The sequence below is a fragment of the Amycolatopsis sp. NPDC004079 genome, assembly GCF_040610415.1.
Classification (GTDB): domain Bacteria; phylum Actinomycetota; class Actinomycetes; order Mycobacteriales; family Pseudonocardiaceae; genus Amycolatopsis; species Amycolatopsis halotolerans.
Genome location: NZ_JBEXMH010000091.1, coordinates 1 through 20890, shown reverse-complemented (window position 1 = coordinate 20890; position 20890 = coordinate 1). Strand labels below are relative to the sequence as shown.

Genomic DNA, 20890 nt, shown 5'->3' with positions numbered 1-20890 from the left:
CTTATCGGGCTCGCTGAGCGGCAGCCGCTGCGGCGAGTCCGGTCGCGGCCAAGACCAGGCCAGAGGCGAGCAGCACCCACGCCCCGGCCGCTGGCTGTACTGCGGCGGACGGGGCGAGGCGGTCCGCGCCGGGGAGCGTGATCACGAGGTAGCGCAGGAGGATTCCGGCTACCGCGATTCCCGTCAGGGTGGTGAAGGCCAGGGGCTCGGCCTGATGTCGGCGCAGGGTCAGAACCGCCAGGGCGAACGCGAGCGCCAGCGCTCCGGCGCACGCGAGACGGAGTCCCAGATCCAGGTCGGGCTCCGCCGCGCCGGGCGGCAGGTGCGACGGCAGGTAGTGCGCGGTCGGCAGAGCGAGCCCGACGCCGCCGCCCACCGCGGCGGTCGCCCCGGCCCACGCGAGCGCCCGATTGCCTGCCACACAAGGAAGTCTACGTCCGGCGCGTCGCCTGGCCTGGGTTCTTGCCTTCGCGGTCTCGCACGGTTCCTCCAGCGCTGGCTGGGTGGTCTCGGCTTAGCGTGGGTAGGCCTCTGTTGCTTGCTGCGCGATGTGGCTGTGTTCTTTCCTTCGCGGTTCTCTGGCACTGGTCGGGTGGTCTTGGCTTGGTTCTAGGCGGGGCCTCGGTTGTTTCCGCGCGAGGACGTTTGTGTCCAGCCTGCGGCCCGCCGGGCTGTTCGAGGTGCTCGGCGATCCGGCGGCCGCGCTCGGCGAGGCCAGCAGGCTGATGGGCATCTCGCGCGATTGGGCCGGGTTCTCGCCTCGGTGAAGGCCTTGGCGGTTTTGTGCGGCTCCGGTGCCGTCCGGCGGATGTGCCTCGGTGCAAGGCCTGCAGCTGCGTTCGACTTCTTCCGACCGTTCGATTCCTTGTCCCGCAACGGAATCCGCGCCCTGAACAAGGCTGTGCCCGGCCGGCGATGGTGACTTTTGGTAACGGTTCGATTACTCGAGAACCTGCGCGCTCTCGCTGGCGACTGACCTTGTGTGCATCGAGAAGGTGCGCGAGGACGAAGCGAGGGGCGGACATGATTCTGCGCGAAATGCTGGCCGCGGCACAGGCTCTGGCGACGAGCTGGCTGAGAACCGGCGGGCTGACCGGTCCCGTCAGCCGAGGCGGGCGGGTGGCTGTGCCCGCCGGGACACCACCACCCGCCCGAAGGTCAGCTCCGGTCTTCCTTGAGCATGTCCGCGCACTTCTCGCCGATCGCCATCGTCGTGATGCACGGGTTCACCGTGACGAGGAACGGCATCACCGAAGCGTCGGCCACCCGCAGGCCCTCGACGCCGCGGACGCGCAGGCGGGCGTCCAGGACCGCCTCCGGGTCGCCGTCCGCGCCCATCCGGGCCGTGCACGCCGGGTGGTACACGGTGTTGTGCGTCTTGCGGAGGTAGTCGGCGATCTCGTCGTCGGTCTTGCAGTCCCGGCCCGGCGCGAGTTCCACGCCGGCCCACTCGTCGAGGGCGGGCTGCGCGGCGATCTCGCGGGCGAGCTTCACGCCGTAGGTCATCACGCGCATGTCGTACTCGTCGGTGAAGTAGCGCGGGTCCACCCGGGGCTTGTCGCGGAAGTCGCGGGTGCGCAGCCGCACGGTGCCCCGCGATCGGCTGCGCGTCACGTTCGGCGTCAGGCAGAAGCCGTTCTCCGTCGTCGGGTAGCCGTGCCGGACGGTGTTCATGTCGAACGGGACCGAACCGTAGTGGAACATCAGGTCCGGCCGGTCGAGGCCGCCCTCGGTCCTGGTGAAGATGCCGATTTCCCACCACTGCGTGGATTCGGTGACCATCGGCTGCAGGGCGTCCCACATCACCAGGCCCTCGGGGTGGTCCTCGAGGTTCGATCCGACGCCCGGCGAGTCCACGAGCACCTCGACGCCGACCTCGCGCAGGTGCTCGGCGGGCCCGATGCCGGACAGCATCAGCAGTTTCGGCGTGTCGATCGCGCCGGAGCTGACCACGACCTCGCGGCGCGCGGTGATCGTGCTGTGGTGGATCAGGTCCGGGTCCAGCACCTCGACGCCGGTGCAGCGGCGGCCGTCGAACAGCAGCCGCTTCGCCCGCGCGCCGGTGCGGATCTCGAGGTTCGGCCGTTTGCCCATGATCGGGTGCAGGTAGGACACCGATGCCGAGGACCGGGTGCCGTCCTCGCGGGCGTTGATCTGGAACCAGTTCGCGCCGTGGGTGACCGTCTTGCCGGAGTTGAACTCCGTCGTCGGGATGCCGGCCTGGTCGCACGCGGACAGCAGCGCCGCGCCCGCCGGGTCGTGCGGCGGGACCGACCGGATGGTGACCGGGCCGGAGCGGCCGTGGTGCTCGCCGGGGCCGTCGTTGGTCTCGAGCCGCTTGTACAGCGGGAAAACGTCGGCGGCCGACCAGCCGGGCAGGCCGATCGAGGCCCATTCGTCGAGGTCCTCGGCCGGGGCCCAGAACGCGATGCACGAGTTGTGCGACGAGCAGCCGCCGAGCACCTTGGCGCGGGCCTGGCGCAGGTAGGAGTTGCCCGCTTCCTGCGGCTCCACCAGGTAGTCCCAGTCGTAGCCGGATTCCAGCAGGCCCATCCACTGGGTCAGTTCCAGCACCTCCGGCACGTCCGTGTCGGACGGTCCGGCTTCGAGGAGGCAGACCGTCACGTCCGGGTCCTCGGACAGCCGGGCGGCCACCACCGATCCTGCCGTGCCGCCGCCGACCACCACGTAGTCGAACTCGCTTGCGCTCACCGGGAAACCTCCTCGTCGGGCGCGAGGGCGGCGGCGTGGTCCGCCAGCACCCCGACCTTGTGCCGTTGCACGAACCAGTAATAGGCGAAGCCGCCGGCCGCGAAGACGCCGACGAACAGCACCGAAATCCACTGCAGATACCAGTGGTAGGGCGGGGTCGCGTTGTAGATCTCGTTGCGGGGCCAGGCCAGGTTGACCGTCATCGCGCCGCCCCACAGCACCGCGAGCACGTTCGCCGGAAGGCCCCAGCGGCCGAGGGAGAACCGGCCTTCCGGGGCGCCCTCGCGCGGCCAGCGTCCGCGCAGCCTGCGGATCAGCATGGGCACGGTCACGAGGAGGTAGGACAGGTAGATCAGGATGATCGCGAGGCTGGTGACGGCCGAGAAGATCTGCGTGGAGTTGATGTTCAGCACCAGCAGCGCGACCGCGAGCACGCCGATCACGATCGCGGGCAGCACCGGGGTGCCGGTCGTTTTGTTGACCCGCGCCAGTTTCCGGCCGCCGGGCAGCGCGTTGTCCCGTGCCATCGCGAATGCGATCCGGATCGCCGCGGTGTGCACCGCCAGCACGCACACGGTGATCGCGATGAACACCACGAACAGGAACACGCGGCCGATGGCCGGGCCGAGCGCGTCGGTGAGCACGTACTGCAGGCCGACCGTGCCGAGTTCCGGCGCGTGGATGTTGCCCACGGCCATGAGCGCGAACAGGATGATCAGCCCGCCCAGCACGAAGGAGGCCACCAGCGCGCGCAGGATCGCCTTCGGCGCGTTGCGGTGCGGGTTCAGCGATTCCTCGCCGAGCGAGGCGGCCGTGTCGAAGCCGTACATCACGTAGGAGGAGGCGATGCCGGCGATCAGGAACGCGCCTAGATAGCCGGACGAATGCCCGGCCTCGGTGCCGTTCGTCTCGGTCACCACCGACGGGCCGCGGACGAAGTGGAACGCCAGGAACACCACCAGCAGCACCGCGAACAGCAGTTCCACGAACACGCCCGCGCTGTTGATCCGGGCCATCAGCTTCACGCCGAACGCGTTGATCAGCGTGGTGAACACGATCAGCACGGTGGCCAGCAGCACGCCGTTGGCCGCGTCGCTGGTGCCCGTGCCGTCGCCGATGAACTGGAAGAACGACGTGATCTGCGGCAGCGTCCGCTGGTAGGCGAGCGCGGTCGCGGAGATCGAGACGATCGAGGCCAGCAGCATCATCCAGCCGGCCATCCACGCGATGTGCGGGTTGCTGAGCTTCTTCGCCCAGTTGTAGACCGACCCGGCGACCGGGTACTGCGCGGCCAGTTCGGCGAAGCAGAGAGCCACCATCAGCTGTCCGATGAACACCGCGGGCCAGGACCACCAATAGGCCGGGCCACCCTCGGAAAGGCCGAGGTAGGACAGCTGGAACACTCCGGTCAGCACCGAGATGTAGCTGATGCCGGCAGCGAAGGTGTGGAAACTGCCGAGCGTTCTCTTGAGCTGGTTGGTGTAGCCGAATTCGCCGAGTTCGCGATCGCCGGTGTCGCTCAAGGGCAGAGTTCCTTTCGGTGGGGGAGGGGGATCAGCCGGAGAACCAGTGCTGGGGACCGGGCTTCAGGTTCTGGTGGATGTGCTTGACCTCGGTGTACTCGGCCAGCCCGGTCGGGCCCAGCTCGCGGCCGAAGCCGGACTGCTTGTAGCCGCCCCATTCGGCCTGCGGCAGGTACGGGTGGTAGTCGTTGATCCACACCGTGCCGTGCCGGAGCCGGTTCGCCACGCGCTGGGCGCGGGCGGCGTCCTGGGTGAACACGCCGCCGGCCAGGCCGTAGTGGGTGTCGTTGGCGATGCGGACGGCGTCGTCCTCGTCGGTGAACGTCTCCACGGTCAGCACCGGGCCGAAGGATTCCTCGACGACCGCGGTGCTGCCCTGCCGCACGTTGTCGAGGATGGTCGGCAGGTAGTAGAAGCCGTCCTGCAGCGCCGGGTCGTCCGGACGCTTGCCGCCGGTGCGCAAGACCGCGCCCTCTTCGATGGCGGTCGCGACGTAGCGCTCCACCTTCTCGCGGTGCGCGGCGGAGATGAGCGGCCCGGTCTCGGCGTTCTCGTCGAACGGCCCGCCGAGGCGGATCCGCTCCGCGCGGCGCACCAGTTCGTCGACGAACTCGTCGTGCCATTCCCGCTGGACGATCAGCCGCGCACCGGCCGAGCAAACCTGCCCGGAGTGCAGGAACACCGCGGTGAGCGCGTAGTCGACGGCGGTCTCGAAGTCCGCGTCGGCGAACACGACGTTCGGGTTCTTGCCGCCGAGTTCGAGCGCGACCTTCTTCACCGTCGCCGCCGCGTTCGCCGCGATCACCCGTCCGGTGGCCAGCCCGCCGGTGAACGACACGAGGTCGACGTCCGGGTGCTCCGACAGCGGGGCTCCGGCCGCCGGACCGGCGCCCAGCACCAGGTTCGCGACGCCGCCGGGCAGCCCGGCCTCGGCGAGCAGCCGCATGAACAAGATCGAAGTGTGCGGCGTCAGTTCGCTCGGCTTGAGCACGAACGTGTTGCCCGCCGCCAGAGCCGGGGCGATCTTCCACACCGTCTGCAGCAGCGGGTAGTTCCACGGGGTGATGAGCCCGCACACGCCGACCGGTTCGTGCACGATCCGGCTGAACGAGTCCGCGCTGCCGGTGTCCACGACGCGGCCAGCGTCGTTGCCCGCGAGCTTGCCGAAGTAACGCAGGCAAGCCGCGATGTCGCTCATGTCGTAACGGCTCTCGACCAGGCGTTTGCCGGTGTCGAGCGATTCGGCGCGGGCGAACTCCTCCGCGTCGCGGTCGAGCAGGTCGGCCGCGCGCAGCAGCAGGTTGCCGCGTTCGCCGGCCGGGGTGCCAGGCCACGGGCCGGTGTCGAACGCGCGCCGTGCCGCGGCGATGGCGGCTTCGGTGTCTTCCGCGGTCGCTTCGGCGACTTCGGCGACCAGGCTGCCGTCCGCGGGACACCGGATCTCGCGTCGCCCGCCCGCACGCGCGTCCACCCATTCGCCGCCGATGTACAAGTCCGCCATGGGGTCCTCTCGAGCTCGGGGGTCCGTCCGGGATTATCACGGCCACGCCGGGTGACCGCGACTTGACTGACCGGGCTGGTGATCTTCCCCGCTCGTGGAGTTGCGTTCCCGCCGTGGCTGTGATCCGGGACGCGGGCGGCCGGACCAAGGTGGCGGCCGTCCGTAGACTGGCCGGAACCGGCGGAGGAAGAAACGGGCGAGGTGGAGCGGTGACCATGCTGGACTCGGTGCACGGACCGGCGGATCTGAAGCGCATGAGCGTCGAGGACCTCGGCGAGCTGGCGGCCGAGATCAGGGACTTCCTCGTGGACAAGGTCCGCCGCAGCGGCGGGCACCTTGGCCCCAACCTGGGCGTCGTCGAGCTGACGCTCGCGCTGCACCGGGTGTTCGACTCGCCGCGCGACGCGATCGTGTGGGACGTCGGGCACCAGGCGTACGTGCACAAGATCGTCACCGGGCGGCACGTCGACTTCGACCTGCTTCGCCAGCAGGGCGGCCCCACCGGGTACCCGTGCCGCGGCGAGAGCGAGCACGACCTGGTGGAGAACAGCCACGCGTCCACCGCACTGTCCTATGTGGACGGAATGGCGAAGGCGTTCGAGCTGTCCGGCGGCCCGCGCAGGCACGCGATCGCGGTGGTCGGCGACGGTGCGCTCACCGGCGGCATGTGCTGGGAGGCGCTCAACAACATCGCCGGGCGCAAGGACCGCCCGGTCGTGATCGTGGTCAACGACAACGGCCGGTCGTACTCGCCGACCATCGGCGGGATGGCCGATCACCTCGCGTCGCTGCGGTTGCAGCCGGGCTACGAGCGGCTGCTGGACGGCGGGCGCGAGCTGCTGCGCAGCACCCCGGTGGTGGGCAAGCCGATCTACGCCGCGCTGCACGCGGCCAAGGCGGGCATCAAGGACGCGCTGAGCCCGCAGGTGATGTTCTCCGACCTCGGCCTGAAGTACCTCGGCCCAGTCGACGGCCACGACCTGGTCGCGCTGGAGAAGGCGTTCCAGAGCGCACGGGCCTTCGGCGGCTCGGTGATCGTGCACGTCGTCACCGAAAAGGGCCACGGCTACGCACCCGCGGTCAACCACCAGGCCGACCAGATGCACCAGACCGACCCGATCGACCCGGAGACCGGCCTGCCGCCGGTGAAGGGCCCCAGCTGGACCGGCGTGTTCGGCGACGAGCTGGCGAAGATCGGCGAGGAGCGCGAGGACGTCGTGGCGATCACCGCCGCGATGCTGCGCTCGACCGGCTTGGAGAAGTTCTCCGAGCGCTTCCCGGACCGCTGGTTCGACGTCGGCATCGCCGAACAGCACGCGGTGACGTCCGCGGCCGGCCTCGCGATGGGCGGCTGCCACCCGGTCGTCGCGCTGTACTCGACCTTCCTGAACCGGGCGTTCGACCAGGTCCTGATGGACGTCGCGCTGCACCGCCAGCCGGTGACGTTCGTCCTGGACCGCGCCGGCATCACGGGACCGGACGGCCCGAGCCATCACGGCATGTGGGACCTGTCGCTGCTGGGCATGGTGCCGGGCATGCGAGTAGCCGCCCCGCGCGACCCGGGAACTCTCCGCGAGGAACTGCGCGAAGCAGTCGCGGTGCAAGACGGCCCGACCGCCCTGCGATTCTCGAAGGGCAGCGTCGGCCCGGACGTACCCGCGGTCGAACGGATCGGCACAGTCGACCTGCTGCGCCGCCCCTCAGGTTCGACAGACGTGCTGCTCGTCGCGGTGGGCCCGTTCGCGCAGCTGGCCCTTTCGGCCGCCGACCGCCTGGCAGACCAAGGCATCGGCGTGACAGTCGCCGACCCGCGCTGGGTGGTCCCGGTGCCAGCGGAACTGGTCGCGCTGGCGGAACAGCACAAACTCGTAGTGACAGTTGAAGACAGCGGCCGTCACGGTGGTTTCGGCTCAGGCCTGGCGGCCGTGCTGCGGGATGCCGAATGCGACGTCCCGCTGCGCGATCTCGCGGTGCCGCAGGCATTCCACGACCACGGAACCCGCGCCGAGGTACTCGACCGAATCGGCCTGACCGCCCAGGACGTCGCGAGGCGAATCACGGAATGGGCCTCGGGACGGCTGGGCTCCGACGTGGAGGAGACCGCGGGGGAGAAGCCGCGCGCCTGAGCGGAGGCGAGCTGGGCGAGGAAGCTTCGCGGTTGGGCGGAGCGGGCTTCGGGACGGTTGGGCTCCGGCGTGAGGGAGAAGCCGCGAGCCTAAGCGGAGTGGGCCGGAGGAAGCTGCGCGCTTGAGCGGAGTGAGCCGGGCGAAGGATGCCCCCGTCTGAGCGGCGTCGGCCGAGCGGAGGAAGTCGCGCGCGAGCGGAGCCGACTGGGCTGTGCGGAGGAACCCGCACGCCTGAGCACGTGAATGGCGGGTCCCCGGCGCAGAGGCCCGCCATTTCCCAGCCGGGTGCGCAGAGGCTGCCCGCCCGGGAGCCGCCGGGCCCGCGCTATCCCGCCGTCGGGGTCTCGGCGGTGAAGGTCTGGTCGATGTCCGGGACCCAGTAACAGACCTCCAGCGTCTTCCGCCTGGACATGTGCCAGACCTTTCGGCTGCTGCCCAGCGCCCCAGCGGCGCCGAGAACTGACAGTGCGGCGGCCGCGCCCGCGACGACCCGATGCGGGCCGGTCGCGGTCTGCACGAGTGCGACGACCGCGGCCAGCGTGAAAGCGAACGCGATATTGCGCAGCATGACCGACTGCGCGCGCATCCGGACGATCTCCCCGGCGGCGTCCTTGTCGTGCAGTTCGGCCGCGGCGACGAGCAGTGCCGGGTCGACCTGGACGTAAGCGCGGTCGCGCGCCTGCGGGACCCGGGCGATGAACTCCTTCCGGGCCTCTTCCGCGTCTTGCCGGGGGCGCAGCCGGTCCAGTCGCCCGGCCAGCGGGTGGAAGAGGTGTCCGAGCAGGTAGCTGGCCACCACGGCACCGGCGACCAGCAACGCGCCCGGGGCGGACGTCAGTGCGGCGACGTGCAGCACGCCGAGCCGGTCGAGCACGTAGACCAGCAGCGACAGCTGGACCGCTCCGGGGACGGCGAAGCTGAACAGGTCGAAGATGCCGACTGCGAACGTCACGAATCGCCTCCAGGACAGGGGGTTTCGGGGAACGAGATCGTCCCACAGCCGACCCGGGCTTGTACCGCGTTCGCTCATCGCGGTGCGCGATAGCAGTGATCCGCGCCAAGCGCTTTCCGTTTTTCGTGTTCTCGGAAGAATCAGAGGAAGCAGATCTTCCTCGGTTTCTGGGAAAGGCGGAAAGAATGTCGGAAATCAGCAGGCGGGGTGCGCTCGGGGCGGGTGCGGGAATCGCCGCGGCGGCCGCTCTTGGAGCGACCGGAACCGCGCAGGCGAGCGCCGCGGCTCCAGGGAAGCCGCCGTATGTTTTCCCGCTTGCCAAATCCGCGCCGGCTGTCCACGACGGCGGGACGTTGCGCGGAGCCCACGAGAAGAACTTCCCGGTGCTGGCCGGTCAGCAGGGCTCGGTGTACCTGGTGCACCTCGACCCGGGCGGGGTGCGCGAACCGCACTGGCACCCGTCCGCGTGGGAGTTGAACTACATCATTTCCGGCAAGGCGGACTGGAGCATTCTCGGCACGCACGAGGACGGCAGTTACCACAATGAGGTGTTCAGCGCGAAAGCCGGGGAACTCGTCTTCGCCCCGCAGGGATTCTTCCACTATTTCGCGAATTCCAGCTCCACCGAAGGCCTGGACGTGCTCGTCATGTTCAACACCAGCACCGGGGAGCCGAACGACGACATCGGCATCGTCGGGACGCTCAACTCGCTGCCGCGCGAGATTCTCGCGGCCTCGTTCGGGGTTCCGGTGTCCGCGTTCGCCGCGATCCCGAAGGATCTCAAGCCGGTGGTGATCACCCGCCGCCGGTAGTGGCAGTGCCCACACCTGGTACACGGTCGCGCACCGAGAGTGGTACTCCGGAGTAGTGATCGATCCGGTGCTGCTGCGCACTTTTCTCGCTGTGGCCGAGGCGGGCGGGTTCTCCGAAGCCGCCCGCCGGCTGGATCTCGGGCAGTCGACGGTGAGCCAGCACGTCCGCCGCCTCGAGACGGCGCTCGGCAGCGTGTTGTTCGAGCGCGACACGCACAGCGTGCGGCTCACCGGCGACGGCGAGACGATGACCGGCTTCGCTCGCGGCATTCTCGACCAGCAGGACCGGGCACTGCGCTACTTCTCCCGGCCGGGCCCGCGCGGACGGGTCCGGTTCGGGGTGTGCGAGGACTTCCTGCTCGGCCACGCCGCGGACGTCCTCGGCCGGTTCCGCGGCGCGCATCCGGGGATCGACCTCGAACTGTCGGTCGAGTTGAGCGAGGTGCTGCATTCCCGGCTCGCCGACGGAGACCTCGACTTGGTGCTCGCCAAGCGCGACTCCGGGCAGGGCGTGCGGCGGGACCCGCTCGTGTGGGTCGGCTCGCCCGGGCTGGAGTTGCTCCCGGGCGAGCCGTTGCCGCTGGTCCTCTACCCGGAGCCGAGCGTCACCCGGGCCCGCGCGCTGAACGCGTTGCGCCGCAACGGTGTCCAGTGGCGGATCGGCTGTGTCAGCGAACGGCTCAACGGCCTGCGGGTCGCGCTCGAAGCGGGGCTCGGCGTCGGCCTGTTCGCGGCGTCCGTGGTCCCGGACGGGCTGGTCCCGATCGCGGGGCTGCCCGATCCGGGATCGGTGACGTTCGTGCTGAGCCACCGGGGAACGGCGCGGGGTTCGGCAGCGGCGTTGGCGGACGCGATCCTGTCGGCCCAGTGGAGCCGCCCGCCGCTCACGCTTCGGCAGCCACCGCTTCCGCTGGGGTAGCCGAAGAAGGACCGAAGACCTCCCGAGGCTCCGGAAACACCTTCACCAGCACCGGATACGCCACCGCGGCCGTGCACAGCGTCACCACCAGGCTGATGTCCACCCCGCCCGCGATCCCGGCCAGCGGTCCGGTGATCATCGGCGTATTCGCGCACAGCAGGCCCAGCGCGGTGGCCGGGATCCAGGCGGCCATCGCGCGCCAGTTGACGCCTCGGTGGAACCAGTACCGTCCGCCGGTGCGGCCTTCGTTGAACACCTGCAGGTCGGCCGGGTCGTAGTAGCCGCGGCGTTGCACGTAGCCGATCATCATGATGACCATCCACGGCGACGTGCACAGCACGATCAGCGTCGCGAACGCGTTGATGCTGGACACCATGTCGAGCACGAAATTGCCGACGAAGATGAACAGCACGCTCAGCGTCCCGATCAGCAGCGTCGCCCGAACGCGGGACAGGCGCGGGAAGATCGAGCTGAAGTCCAGGCCGGTGCCGTACAACGCGGTGGTGCCGGTGGACAATCCGCCGATCAGGGCGACCACGATCAGCGGGATCGCGTACCAGAGCGGGGAAATCGCGGTCAGGCCGGTGACGTAGTCGGCCGGGTCGGCGACCAGCGTCGCGGTCGCGATGCCGAAGCCGAACGGCAGCAGCGTCGCCAGTTGCGCGAGGAACGGCGCGGCCAGCAGCGAGCGGCGCGAGTGGGTCGCGGGGATGTAGCGCGACCAGTCGCCCAGGAACGCGCCGAACGAGATCGGGTTCGCCATCACGGTCAGCACGGCGAGGATCCACGTCGGCCAGAAGGTGCCGAGCGCGAAGTTGCCGCTGCCGGTGAACGACGGGTCGAACGAGCCGCCGTAGGCGAAGATCCCGACGAGCATGATGAGCGTGCCCAGGGTCACCGCGACGCGGTTGACCAGCAGCATGAAGCGGTAGCCGTAAATGCACACGACGAGGACGGCGATCGCGATCACGCCGTAAGCGGCCGCGCGCAGGACGGGGCCGCCGTCGATGCCGAAAAGCCGTTGCGCCGCACCGGCTACCGCGTCGCCGCTCACCCACACCGAGATCGCGAAGAAGGTGATCGCGGTGAGCAGCGACAGGAACGAGCCGACACACCGGCCGACCACGCCGAAGTGCGCGCCGGACGAAACCGCGTTGTTGGTGCGGGTGATGGGGCCGAACAGAGCCATCGGGGACAGCACGAGCGCGCCGAGCACCACACCCACGACGGTCGCCGCGAGCGCCGCCCAGAAGCTCAGCCCGTACGCGATCGGCAGCGTGCCGAGGATGATCGTGGCGAACGTGTTGGCCCCGCCGAACGCGAGCCGGAACAGGTCGCGCGGCCGGGACGTCTGCTCGGCGGGCGGGATCGGCGCGATGCCGTGCTGTTCGACCTCGGTGACCTTGTCGCTCATTACTCGAACCTCGTCATCACGTGCTTGACGCGGGTGTACTCGGCGAACGAATACGCCGAGAGGTCCTTGCCGTGCCCGGAGTGGCCGAACCCGCCGTGCGGCATCTCGGCGGTCAGCGGGCCGTGCGTGTTCACCCACACGCAGCCGAAATCGAGGTCGCGCGACACCCGGGCGACGCGGGCGACGTCGTTCGTCCACACCGAGGAAGCCAGGCCGTACGGGACACCGTTGGCCAGCTCCAGCGCTTCGGTCTCGTCGGCGAACGACTGCACGGTGATCACCGGCGCGAAAACTTCTTCCTGGACCAGCTCGTCGTCCTGGCGGAGGCCGGACACGACGGTCGGCGCGAGCTGGAAGCCCGGTCCGGTCGCGGTGCCGCCGGTTTCGACGCGGGCGTGCGACGGCAGCCGCTCCAGCAGGCCGAGCACGCGGTCGAGCTGGGCACGGCTGTTGAGCGGGCCGTAGTCGACGTCCGGACGGCGGGCGGCCGCGGTTTTGGTCAGCGCGGCAACGAATTCGTCGTGGACGCTCTGGTGCACCAGCACCCGGCTGCCCGCGGTGCAGTCCTGCCCGGCGTTGTAGAACGCGGCGTCGGCGATCCGCTCGGCGGTGTCGGCGACGTCGGTGTCCGGGAAGATCAGCAGGGGAGCGTTGCCGCCCAGCTCCAGGTGGGTGCGCTTGAGATCGGCCGCGGCGACGGTGGCCACGTCGATGCCGGCGCGCGTCGAGCCGGTGATGGACACCAGGTCGGTGTGCGGGTGCCGGACCAGCGCGCGGCCGGTTTCGCGGTCACCGCACAGGACGTTGAACACGCCCGGCGGCAGGAATTCCGCCGCGGTTTCGGCCAGCAGCACGGCGGTGGACGGCGTGGTTTCCGCGGGCTTGAGCACCACGGTGTTGCCCGCGGCGAGCGCCGGGCCGATCTTCCACACGGCCATCATCAGCGGGTAGTTCCACGGCGCGATCTGCGCGCACACGCCGATCGGCTCGCGGCGGATCACCGACGTGTGCCCGGCGAGGTACTCGCCCGCGCCGGTGCCTTCGAGCTGCCGGGCCGCACCGGCGAAGAACCGCAGCGTGCTCACGCACTCCGGGATCTCCTCGTCCAGCATGACCGCGCGGACCTTGCCGGTCTCGCGGACCTCGGCGTCGGCGAATTCCTCCGCGCGGGCTTCCAGCGCGTCGGCGATCTTGAGCAGGGCTTCCTGGCGCTGCGCGGGCGTGCTGCGCCGCCAGATCTGGAACGCCCGCGCCGCCGACTCCATCGCGAGATCGATTTCGTTCCGTCGGGAGACGACGCTGGTGCCGAAGACCTTGCCGGTGGCCGGGTCGGTCAGCTCGAGGGTCGCCTCGGTGCCGGGGGTATCGACCAAAGCGCCGCCGACGAAGTTGCGGATGTGGGTCACGAGTGCTCCAAATGGGTTGGGGCGAACATCTTCAGCAGCGCGGGAAGCACGACGACGGACGGGCCGGGGGTGCGCAGCGCGTCGGCGAGGTCGGTGCGGACAGTGTCCACAGTGGTCTTTCGGGCGGGGATGCCGAACGACTCGGCCAGCGCGACGAAATCCGGTCGCGGCAGCTCGGTCGCGGTGGTCTGGCCGAACGCGCCGGTGAGGTATTCGCGCAGGATGCCGTAGCCACCGTCGTCGACGATCAGCCAGGTCACGTCGAGCTGGTGCTGCACCGCGGTGGCCAGCTCGGCCAGGCCGTACATCGCGCCGCCGTCACCGGACACCGCCAGCGACCGCACACCTGCCGCAGCGGCACCGAGCGCGCCGGGCAAGCCGTAGCCGAGGCCACCGGCACCCTGCGCGGTGTGGATCGGCGCGCCGTCGGGATTCCACACCGACCACGCCCAGTAGGCCGCGATTGTCATGTCCCAGAAGGTTTGCGTGCCATCGGGGAGCGCGGCGCGGATGTCGTCGAGCAGCTTCCGCTCCGCATCGAGCGGCTGACTGTCCAACCTGGACTGGACGCGCCCGAGCAGATCCTTCGTCGCCGCTTCGGCGCGGCCGTCCGGAGTGCGCGGGGTGAGCTGGTCCAGCAGTGCGCGGAGGGTGTGCCGGACGTCGGCGTGCAGCCCGAGCGCGGGATAGTTCGACTCCAGTTTCCCCAGATCCGCTTCCACCTGCACGATCTGTCCGCGCGGCGCGAACTCGCGGTAGTTGCTGGACAGCTCGCCCAGCCCGGAGCCGAGCACCAGCAGGACATCGGCGGCGGAGAGGAATTCCGTGGTGTGCCAGTCTTCCATCCACGATTGCGCGGACAGCTCGTGGTCCCAGGCGAACACGCCCTTGCCGCCGAACGTCGACACCACCGGTGCGCGCAGGGTTTCGGCGAGCTGGCGCAGCTCGTCGTGCGCCCCCGAACGCAGCGCGCCGCCACCGGCGAGGATCACCGGATTCTTCGCTGCGTCAAGGAGTTTCGCGGCCTCGGCCACCAGCTCCGGCAACGGTTCGAGCGGTGCCGGAGCCGCGGTCACGCTGGTCAGTTCCGGCAGGTTCGCCGGGGCGAGCAGCACGTCCTGCGGGATTTCCACCCACACCGGCCCGTACGGCGCGGTCGCGGCGGATTCCCACGCCTCGCGCAGCGCGGTCGGGATCTGGCTGATCGACCGGACCACGTGCACCGACTTCACGACATCGCGGAAGCTGGCCTGCTGGTCCGGCAATTCGTGCAGATAGCCGTGCCGTCCGCCGCCGAGTCCGGCGACTGGGATCTGGCTGGAGATCCCGAGCACCGGCACCGAAGCCGCGCGCGATTCCTGCAGCGACGCCAGCGTGAGCAGCGCGCCGGGACCGGTCGACACGATCATCGGCGTGACCGGCACCGGGCCGTGCGGATCGGCGGCGAGCCGGGCGCGCGCGTGGCCGTCCGCGGCGAAGGCGAGATTGTTCTCCACCCGCGAGCTGACCACGCGCAGGTCGTCCGCCCGGCGCAGCGCTTCGAACAGGCCGAGCGCGTGCTGTCCGGGCAGGCCGAACACGGTGTCCGCACCGAGCGCCCGAAGCGTCTCTGCGACAACGTCGCCGCCGATCCGGGTCATGCGTCGCGTCCCAGCGCCAGGAGGCTGACCAGGTCGTAGGCGACATGCGAAGCGGCGACCGCGGTGATTTCGGCGTGGTCGTAGGCCGGGGCCAGCTCCACGACGTCCGCGCCGACCAGGTTGAGCCCGCGCAGGCCGCGCAGGATCTCCAGCAGTTCGCGGCTGGTCATGCCGCCCGCTTCGGGGGTGCCGGTGCCGGGCGCGTGCGCGGGGTCGAGCACGTCGATGTCCACGGACACGTACAGCGGACGGTCGCCGATGCGCTGGCGAAGCGCGTCCACGGTCTCGTCGATGCCGCGGCGCAGTACGTCGCCGGAGGTGACGATGCCGAAGCCGAGGCGACGGTCCTCTTCGAGGTCACGCTTGCCGTACAGCGGGCCGCGCGTGCCCACGTGCGACACGGCGCTGGTGTCGAGGATGCCTTCTTCGACCGCGCGGCGGAACGGCGTGCCGTGCGTGTACGGCTCGCCGAAGTAGGTGTCCCAGGTGTCGAGGTGGGCGTCGAAGTGAAGCAGCGCAACGGGACCGTGCTTCTTCGCCGCCGCGCGCAGCAGCGGGAGCGCGATGGTGTGGTCGCCGCCGACAGTCACCAGCTTCGTCTCGCCCGCAGTAAGCGCTTCGGCTTCCTGCTGCAGCTTCTCGATCGCTTCGCCGATGTGGAACGGGTTGACCGCGATGTCGCCAGCGTCGACGACCTGCTTCTCGGCGAACGGCGAAACGTCCAGGCCCGGGTGGTACGGCCGCAGCAACCGGCTCGCCTCGCGGAGCGCCGAAGGACCGAACCGCGCGCCGGGGCGGTAGGACACGCCAGAGTCGAACGGCACGCCGACCACGGCTACGTCAGCGCTCGGCACTTCGTCGATCCGCGGCAGCCGCGCGAAGGTCGCGAAGCCGGCGAAGCGCGGGATCTGCGACGAGTCGAGCGGGCCGACCGGACGCTGTTCACTCACTGGGTCAACTCCTGTCGGGTTTCGGATGCGCTGAGATCTTCAGCGGCAGTGTGGTCTTCGGAACCATGAAGACGTTCTGTCCACACGGAAAGAATGCTGTCCGGCGTACGCGGTGTCGCGAGGCTGACGCCGATGTACACGACAAGGCTGACGCCGAGACCCCAATAGATCGGACTGTTGGCCGCGACCCCATCGATGATCATGAAGGCGATGACGGACACCGTCCCGGCCACCATCGACGCGTACGCGCCTTCGCGAGTACCGCGCTTCCAGAACAGCGCGCCGATGATCGTGACGAGCAGGCCGCCGACGAGGATGTCGTACGCGATGGTGAGCGCGTTGACGACGTCGTCCACGAGCATTGCGATACCGATGGCCACGATGCCCAGCACAAGTGTCGTCACTCGGTTACGCAAGACCTCGCCGCTCTTAAGGCCGATCTTGCGGAACAGGTCCGAAGTCGTCGTAGTGGCGCACGCGATCAGCGCGCCGCTAGAAGTCGACATCAGCGCCGAGAGCGCCGCAGCGAGCACGAGACCGCGTACGCCGGTGGGCAGCAGCCGTTCGGCGATGGTGGCGAAGGCGTCCTGCGCGCTGCCGAGGTCTGGGTACAGCACCTTCGCCGCCGTACCGATCAGCGCGCCCGCGATGCCGTAGACGAGGCAGTAGACGCCGGAGATGACACCGCCGCCCGTCGCGATGCGCGGGGTGCGCGCGGTGAATACGCGCTGCCAGATGTCCTGCCCGATCAGCAGCCCGAAGGTGTAGATCAGGAAGTAGGTCAGGATCGTCTCGCCGCCGATCGAGGTGAACTCGAAGTACGACGCGTCCAGCTTCTCGGCCATCCCGCTGAAGCCGCCCGCCGAGGCGAGTGCGATCGGCAGCAGCACGAACAGGATGCCGATCGTCTTGATCACGAACTGCGCGATGTCGGTCAGCGTGATCGACCACATGCCGCCCAGCACCGAGTACAGCACCACGATCGACCCGCCGATCGCGATCCCGGCCCAGCTCGGGATCGAGAACAGCACCTTGAAGATCGACGCGAACGCCAGCGTCGAGGTGACCGTGAGCATCAGCGTGTAGCCCCACATCACCACGCCGGACACCGCGCTCGCGCGGCCGCCGTAGCGCAGGTCGAGCATCTCGCCGACGGTGTAGACGCGCAGTTTCACCAGCCGCCGCGCGAAAACCGCGTGCAGCACCAGGATCCCGACGCCGATCGTGATCACCAGCCACGCGCCGGAGATGCCGTAGGTGTAGCCGAGCTTCACGCCGCCGACGGTCGACGCGCCGCCGAGCACGACGGCCGACATCGTGCCGGAGTACATGAACCAGCCGAGCCGCCGTCCGGCGACCAGGTAGTCGGATTTGGTCTTGGCCAGCCGGAGGCCGATCCAGCCGACCCCGATCATGCCCGCGATGTACAGCGCGATCACCGCATAGTCGCCGCCCACGGGTCCTCCTTGAAACGGGGTGGGGTTCTTGCGGGACACCGTAGGGTCGGGCGACCCCGCGGCGGCATGGGACGATGTATCCAGGACTTCGCGGAAGATTGGCCGAAATGACCCACCACGACGTGCTGTTGCCCGCAGAGGTGACAGTTCCACTACGCACCGTCGCGGGCAACCCGGAGCTGGCGCTCGACGTCGTGCCCGAAACGCTGCGCCCGGGCGCGCTGGACCGGCCGGTGCGGTGGGCGCACGTGAGCGAACTGGCCGACCCCGCGCCGTACCTGGTGGGCGCCGAACTCGTGCTGACCGCGGGCGTGAACCTGCCGGAGGACGCGGACCGTTACGTCCAGGGCCTGCGCGACGCGGGCGTCACCGCGCTCGGTTTCGGCCTCACCCCGACAGTCTCGGAGACTCTGCCGCCTGCGCTGCGCGACGCCTGTGCGGAGCACGGCCTGCCACTGCTGGTCGTTCCGCCCGCGACGCCGTTTCTGGCCATCAACCGCGCCGTCGCAGTCGCGCTCGCCGAAGCTGGACGGCACGAAGAACGACGGCTGGCAGAAGGCCGCGAAGCCTTGACGCGAGCCGCGGGCGGCGGCCTGGGGGAGTTGGTCGCCGCGCTCGCTGGCCGGTTGCGCGGGTGGGTTGCGATGGTCGGTGCCGGAGACGTACTTGCCGCGGGCTACGACGCACCGCAGCCCTTGCCGTCGGCGGTAACGGAACTGCTCGCGACCCTGCGCTCCCGCTCCGGAATCCGCATCGCCTCCACCGAATTGCCGGACGGCACGCACGTCGTCGCGCAACCGGTGTACCCGCAGGCGACCGCCGCGCACCTGGTCGTGGTCGGCCGGGCACAGCGGTTCGACAGCGGAGACCGGGCGATCCTGGCCGTCGGCGCGGCGCTGCTGGGACTCGTCGGCCGCGCCGGATCGGACAGCGCGGAACTCGGAGCCGCGGCCACCGCGTTGCTGCTCGGCGGCCCCGGCTCGGACGCGCTGGCCGGAGTCGTCGGAAGCGACCAGGCTCGGCTCGTCGCCGGAGTCGCCCACCGACGGGGCCCGGACGCGCTGGCCCGCCGCCCGGACTGGCTGCGCGCCCGCCTCGACACCCCGCTGGTCCAGGTCGTGTCCGGGCCGCGGTTCTACGCCATCGCGAGTGAGCTCGGCGACCTGGACGGCCTCCTCGAACACGGCTGGCTGGCGGTAGCGAGCCCGCCGCATCCCGCCGCGGAACTACCGGCTGCCGTCGCGGAAACCGAACTCCTGCTGGCCCGCGCCCGCGCACTGGCCCGCCCGCTGGCCGCCAGCGCCGACCCGCTCGGCTTCGACAGCCTGATCCCACCCGCCGCTGCCGGTGCGTTCGCCGAGCGTCTGCTGACTCCGCTGCGCGAACTGGACCGCGCGCACGGCCGCGAGCTGGTGCCGACCCTGCGGACCTGGCTGGCGCACCACGGCAGCTGGGACCGAACCGCCACCGAACTCGGCGTGCACCGCAACAGCGTGCGGCACCGGATCGGGCAGGTGGAACGGGCGCTGGGGGTGGAACTGGCCGATCCGGAAACGCGGATGCGACTGTGGTTCGCGTTGCGGTGGGGGTGAACGCGAGTGTCCATTCAGGTCTCTCAGGTGCTCTCAGGAAACTATGGGATTGTGGTCTGGTGCGAGTTCTGGTAGTCGAAGACGAAGAGCCGTTGGCCGACGCGATCGCCCGCGGGCTGCGGCGGGAGGGCATGGCCGTCGACATCGCGCTCACGGGCGACGACGGGCACGAGAAGTCGTCCGTCACGCGGTATGACGTGGTGTTGCTCGACCGCGACCTGCCCGGGATGTCCGGCGACGACCTGTGCCGCGAGATCGTGACGTCCGGCGAGCTGACGCGGGTGCTGATGCTGACCGCGAGCAGTTCGGTGTCCGACCGGGTGGACGGGCTGTCGCTGGGCGCGGACGACTATCTCGCCAAGCCGTTCGCCTTCCCGGAGCTGGTCGCGCGCGTACGGGCGCTGGGCCGCCGCGCGACGCCGGCCGCGCCGCCGTTGCTCACCGCGGGCGACGTCGAGCTGGACCCGGCCAAGCGCACTGTCCGGCGCGCGAGCGGGCCGGTCGAGCTGACCCGCAAGGAGTTCGGCGTGCTCGAGGTGCTGCTGTCCGCGGCCGGATCCGTGGTCAGCAGCGAGGAACTGCTGGAGCGGGTCTGGGACGAGAACGCCGACCCGTTCACCACGACCGTCCGGGTCACCGTGATGACCTTGCGCAAGAAGCTCGGCGAACCGGGCATCATCGAGACCGTGGTCGGCTCGGGCTACCGGGTGTCGGTCGCCGGTTCCGAGTGAAGCTTCCCGGCGCCCGCAGCCTGCGGGTGCGCGTCACCGTCCTGGCGACCGTCCTGGTCGCCGCGGCGGGACTGTTGCTGCTGTGGCTGGCGTGGACGCTCGTCGGCGACGCGGTCGACGCCGTGCCGCACATGCCGCCGGGCACCATCGTCCGGGTCGACGGCATCGACGTCGACGCGTCCACGCTCGCGCAGCATCTGCGCACGCACGCCGTCACCCGGGTGCTGATCTTCGGCTCGCTGGCGTTCTGCTTCGTGGTGGCCGCGGCGGCGATCCTGGCCTGGACGTTCACCTCCCGAGTGCTGCGTCCGCTGCGCGAGATCACCGGGACCGCGCAACGGCTGTCGATCGAGTCGATGGGGGAGCGCATCGGCGAGATCCGCTCGCGCGACGAGCTCGCCGAGTTGGCGCGGACTTTCGACGCCATGCTCGACCGCTTGCAGGACGCGTTCGACTCGCAGCGCCATTTCGTCGCCAACGCGAGCCATGAACTGCGCACCCCGCTGTCGGTGATCCGCACGGAACTGGACGTCACGCTGTCCGACGAACACGCCGACGAGGCCGAGTTCCGCCGGATGGCCGGGGTGGTCCTGGACGCGACGAACCGGGCGGGACAGCTGGTGAATTCGTTGCTGCTGCTGGCGCGCACCGACGGAGCCGGTCTCGTGACGCGGGAGCTGGTGGACCTGACGGTGCTTGTGGAGCGCGCCTGGTCGGCGGTGCGCGGCGAAGCCGAACAACGGGGCCTGCGCGCGGATTTCGTGATGCAGCCGTCCCCGGCGATCGGGGATTCGGCTCTGCTGGAACGGATCGCGGGAAACCTGGTCGAGAACGCGGTGCGGCACAACGTCGACGGCGGCTGGATCGAGGTGACGACGGAACCGGGCGCGCAGTGGTCGGTCCTGCGGGTGCGCTCGTCGGGCGGCCTGCTGGACCCGGCGGCGGTGCCGGAGCTGTTCCAGCCGTTCCGCCGCGCCGGGGTGGCCCGGACGGCGCGTTCGGGGGCGGGTCTGGGGCTGTCGATCGTGCGCGCGGCGGTGCAGGCACACGGCGGGACGGTGGCCGCGGAGCCGGTGGTGGGAGGCGGACTGGCGGTGACGGTGCGGCTGCCCACGGTGTAGCGACTCGTGCGTGGCTAAGCCGGTTAGAACCGGC

Annotated in this window: 16 protein-coding genes; 6 read left to right on the top strand and 10 right to left on the bottom strand. The window is 70.1% G+C overall.

The genetic code is table 11. The features are described from left to right. Nucleotide 1: 1 nt before the first annotated feature. The 4 genes from ABZX37_RS44885 to ABZX37_RS44870 form a co-directional block, all read right to left on the bottom strand. The gene (locus ABZX37_RS44885) at nt 2-421 is read right to left on the bottom strand and encodes a hypothetical protein (RefSeq protein WP_354750452.1); all 420 of its coding nucleotides are present in this window, start codon (nt 419-421) and stop codon (nt 2-4) included. Between the two features lie 737 nt (nt 422-1158). After that, nucleotides 1159-2712, bottom strand: a complete 1554-nt coding sequence (locus ABZX37_RS44880) for a GMC family oxidoreductase N-terminal domain-containing protein (protein WP_354750450.1) — start codon at nt 2710-2712, stop codon at nt 1159-1161. Further along, on the bottom strand, nt 2709-4235 hold the full coding sequence (locus ABZX37_RS44875; protein WP_354750448.1) for an amino acid permease: 1527 nt from the start codon (nt 4233-4235) through the stop codon (nt 2709-2711). The genes ABZX37_RS44880 and ABZX37_RS44875 overlap by 4 nt, the downstream gene beginning before the upstream one ends. A 31-nt stretch (nt 4236-4266) precedes the next feature. After that, nucleotides 4267-5736 carry an aldehyde dehydrogenase family protein gene (locus ABZX37_RS44870; RefSeq protein ID WP_354750446.1) on the bottom strand — a complete coding sequence of 490 codons (1470 nt, stop codon included), beginning with the start codon at nt 5734-5736 and terminating at the stop codon, nt 4267-4269. Between the two features lie 209 nt (nt 5737-5945). Between ABZX37_RS44870 and dxs the strand changes: the two genes are divergently transcribed. Further along, on the top strand, nt 5946-7862 hold the full coding sequence (dxs, locus tag ABZX37_RS44865; RefSeq protein ID WP_354750444.1) for a 1-deoxy-D-xylulose-5-phosphate synthase: 1917 nt from the start codon (nt 5946-5948) through the stop codon (nt 7860-7862). A 325-nt stretch (nt 7863-8187) separates the two neighbouring features. Here the strand turns inward: dxs and ABZX37_RS44860 are convergent, their stop codons facing one another. Next, nucleotides 8188-8814: a hypothetical protein gene (locus tag ABZX37_RS44860; protein ID WP_354750442.1), complete on the bottom strand. Its 627-nt coding sequence runs from the start codon at nt 8812-8814 to the stop codon at nt 8188-8190. Between the two features lie 185 nt (nt 8815-8999). Here ABZX37_RS44860 and ABZX37_RS44855 point away from each other — a divergent pair, with 185 nt between their 5' ends. Then, on the top strand, nt 9000-9626 hold the full coding sequence (locus ABZX37_RS44855; RefSeq protein ID WP_354750441.1) for a cupin domain-containing protein: 627 nt from the start codon (nt 9000-9002) through the stop codon (nt 9624-9626). A gap of 55 nt (nt 9627-9681) precedes the next feature. After that, nucleotides 9682-10545 (top strand): LysR family transcriptional regulator, encoded by an 864-nt coding sequence (locus tag ABZX37_RS44850; protein WP_354750439.1) that lies wholly within the window; start codon nt 9682-9684, stop codon nt 10543-10545. Here the strand turns inward: ABZX37_RS44850 and ABZX37_RS44845 are convergent. The 5 genes from ABZX37_RS44845 to ABZX37_RS44825 are packed head-to-tail and all read right to left on the bottom strand — an operon-like array spanning nt 10511 to nt 17412. After that, nucleotides 10511-11959, bottom strand: a complete 1449-nt coding sequence (locus ABZX37_RS44845; protein WP_354750437.1) for a cytosine permease — start codon at nt 11957-11959, stop codon at nt 10511-10513. The genes ABZX37_RS44850 and ABZX37_RS44845 overlap by 35 nt on opposite strands. After that, nucleotides 11959-13365, bottom strand: a complete 1407-nt coding sequence (locus ABZX37_RS44840) for an aminobutyraldehyde dehydrogenase (RefSeq protein ID WP_354750435.1) — start codon at nt 13363-13365, stop codon at nt 11959-11961. The genes ABZX37_RS44845 and ABZX37_RS44840 overlap by 1 nt, the downstream gene beginning before the upstream one ends. Continuing rightward, complete coding sequence (locus ABZX37_RS44835; protein ID WP_354750433.1) at nt 13362-15005, bottom strand: thiamine pyrophosphate-binding protein; 1644 nt, start codon at nt 15003-15005, stop codon at nt 13362-13364. Before ABZX37_RS44835 ends, ABZX37_RS44840 begins: the two co-directional genes overlap by 4 nt. Continuing rightward, nucleotides 15002-15955, bottom strand: a complete 954-nt coding sequence (gene speB / locus ABZX37_RS44830; protein WP_067579433.1) for an agmatinase — start codon at nt 15953-15955, stop codon at nt 15002-15004. Before speB ends, ABZX37_RS44835 begins: the two co-directional genes overlap by 4 nt. Beyond that, on the bottom strand, nt 15952-17412 hold the full coding sequence (locus ABZX37_RS44825) for a sodium:solute symporter (RefSeq protein WP_354750431.1): 1461 nt from the start codon (nt 17410-17412) through the stop codon (nt 15952-15954). The genes speB and ABZX37_RS44825 overlap by 4 nt, the downstream gene beginning before the upstream one ends. Nucleotides 17413-17519: 107 nt before the next feature. On the opposite strand from ABZX37_RS44825, the gene ABZX37_RS44820 reads away from it, so the two are divergent. Genes ABZX37_RS44820 through ABZX37_RS44810 form a run of 3 tightly spaced genes read left to right on the top strand, consistent with a single transcriptional unit; the run spans nt 17520 to nt 20856 of the window. Next, nucleotides 17520-19004 carry a PucR family transcriptional regulator gene (locus tag ABZX37_RS44820; protein ID WP_354750429.1) on the top strand — a complete coding sequence of 495 codons (1485 nt, stop codon included), beginning with the start codon at nt 17520-17522 and terminating at the stop codon, nt 19002-19004. A gap of 59 nt (nt 19005-19063) precedes the next feature. Beyond that, nucleotides 19064-19735 (top strand): response regulator transcription factor, encoded by a 672-nt coding sequence (locus tag ABZX37_RS44815; protein WP_344267515.1) that lies wholly within the window; start codon nt 19064-19066, stop codon nt 19733-19735. Continuing rightward, nucleotides 19732-20856 (top strand): HAMP domain-containing sensor histidine kinase, encoded by a 1125-nt coding sequence (locus ABZX37_RS44810; protein WP_354750427.1) that lies wholly within the window; start codon nt 19732-19734, stop codon nt 20854-20856. Before ABZX37_RS44815 ends, ABZX37_RS44810 begins: the two co-directional genes overlap by 4 nt. The last annotated feature ends 34 nt before the right edge of the window (nt 20857-20890 follow it).

What these genes read in the sequence shown, in the direction of transcription:
- ABZX37_RS44870 (WP_354750446.1), bottom strand. Translation starts at nt 5,736, where the DNA reads ATGGCGGACTTGTACATCGGCGGCGAATGGGTGGACGCGCGTGCGGGC.
- ABZX37_RS44855 (WP_354750441.1), top strand. Translation starts at nt 9,000, where the DNA reads ATGTCGGAAATCAGCAGGCGGGGTGCGCTCGGGGCGGGTGCGGGAATC.
- ABZX37_RS44845 (WP_354750437.1), bottom strand. Translation starts at nt 11,959, where the DNA reads ATGAGCGACAAGGTCACCGAGGTCGAACAGCACGGCATCGCGCCGATC.
- ABZX37_RS44835 (WP_354750433.1), bottom strand. Translation starts at nt 15,005, where the DNA reads ATGACCCGGATCGGCGGCGACGTTGTCGCAGAGACGCTTCGGGCGCTC.
- ABZX37_RS44820 (WP_354750429.1), top strand. Translation starts at nt 17,520, where the DNA reads ATGACCCACCACGACGTGCTGTTGCCCGCAGAGGTGACAGTTCCACTA.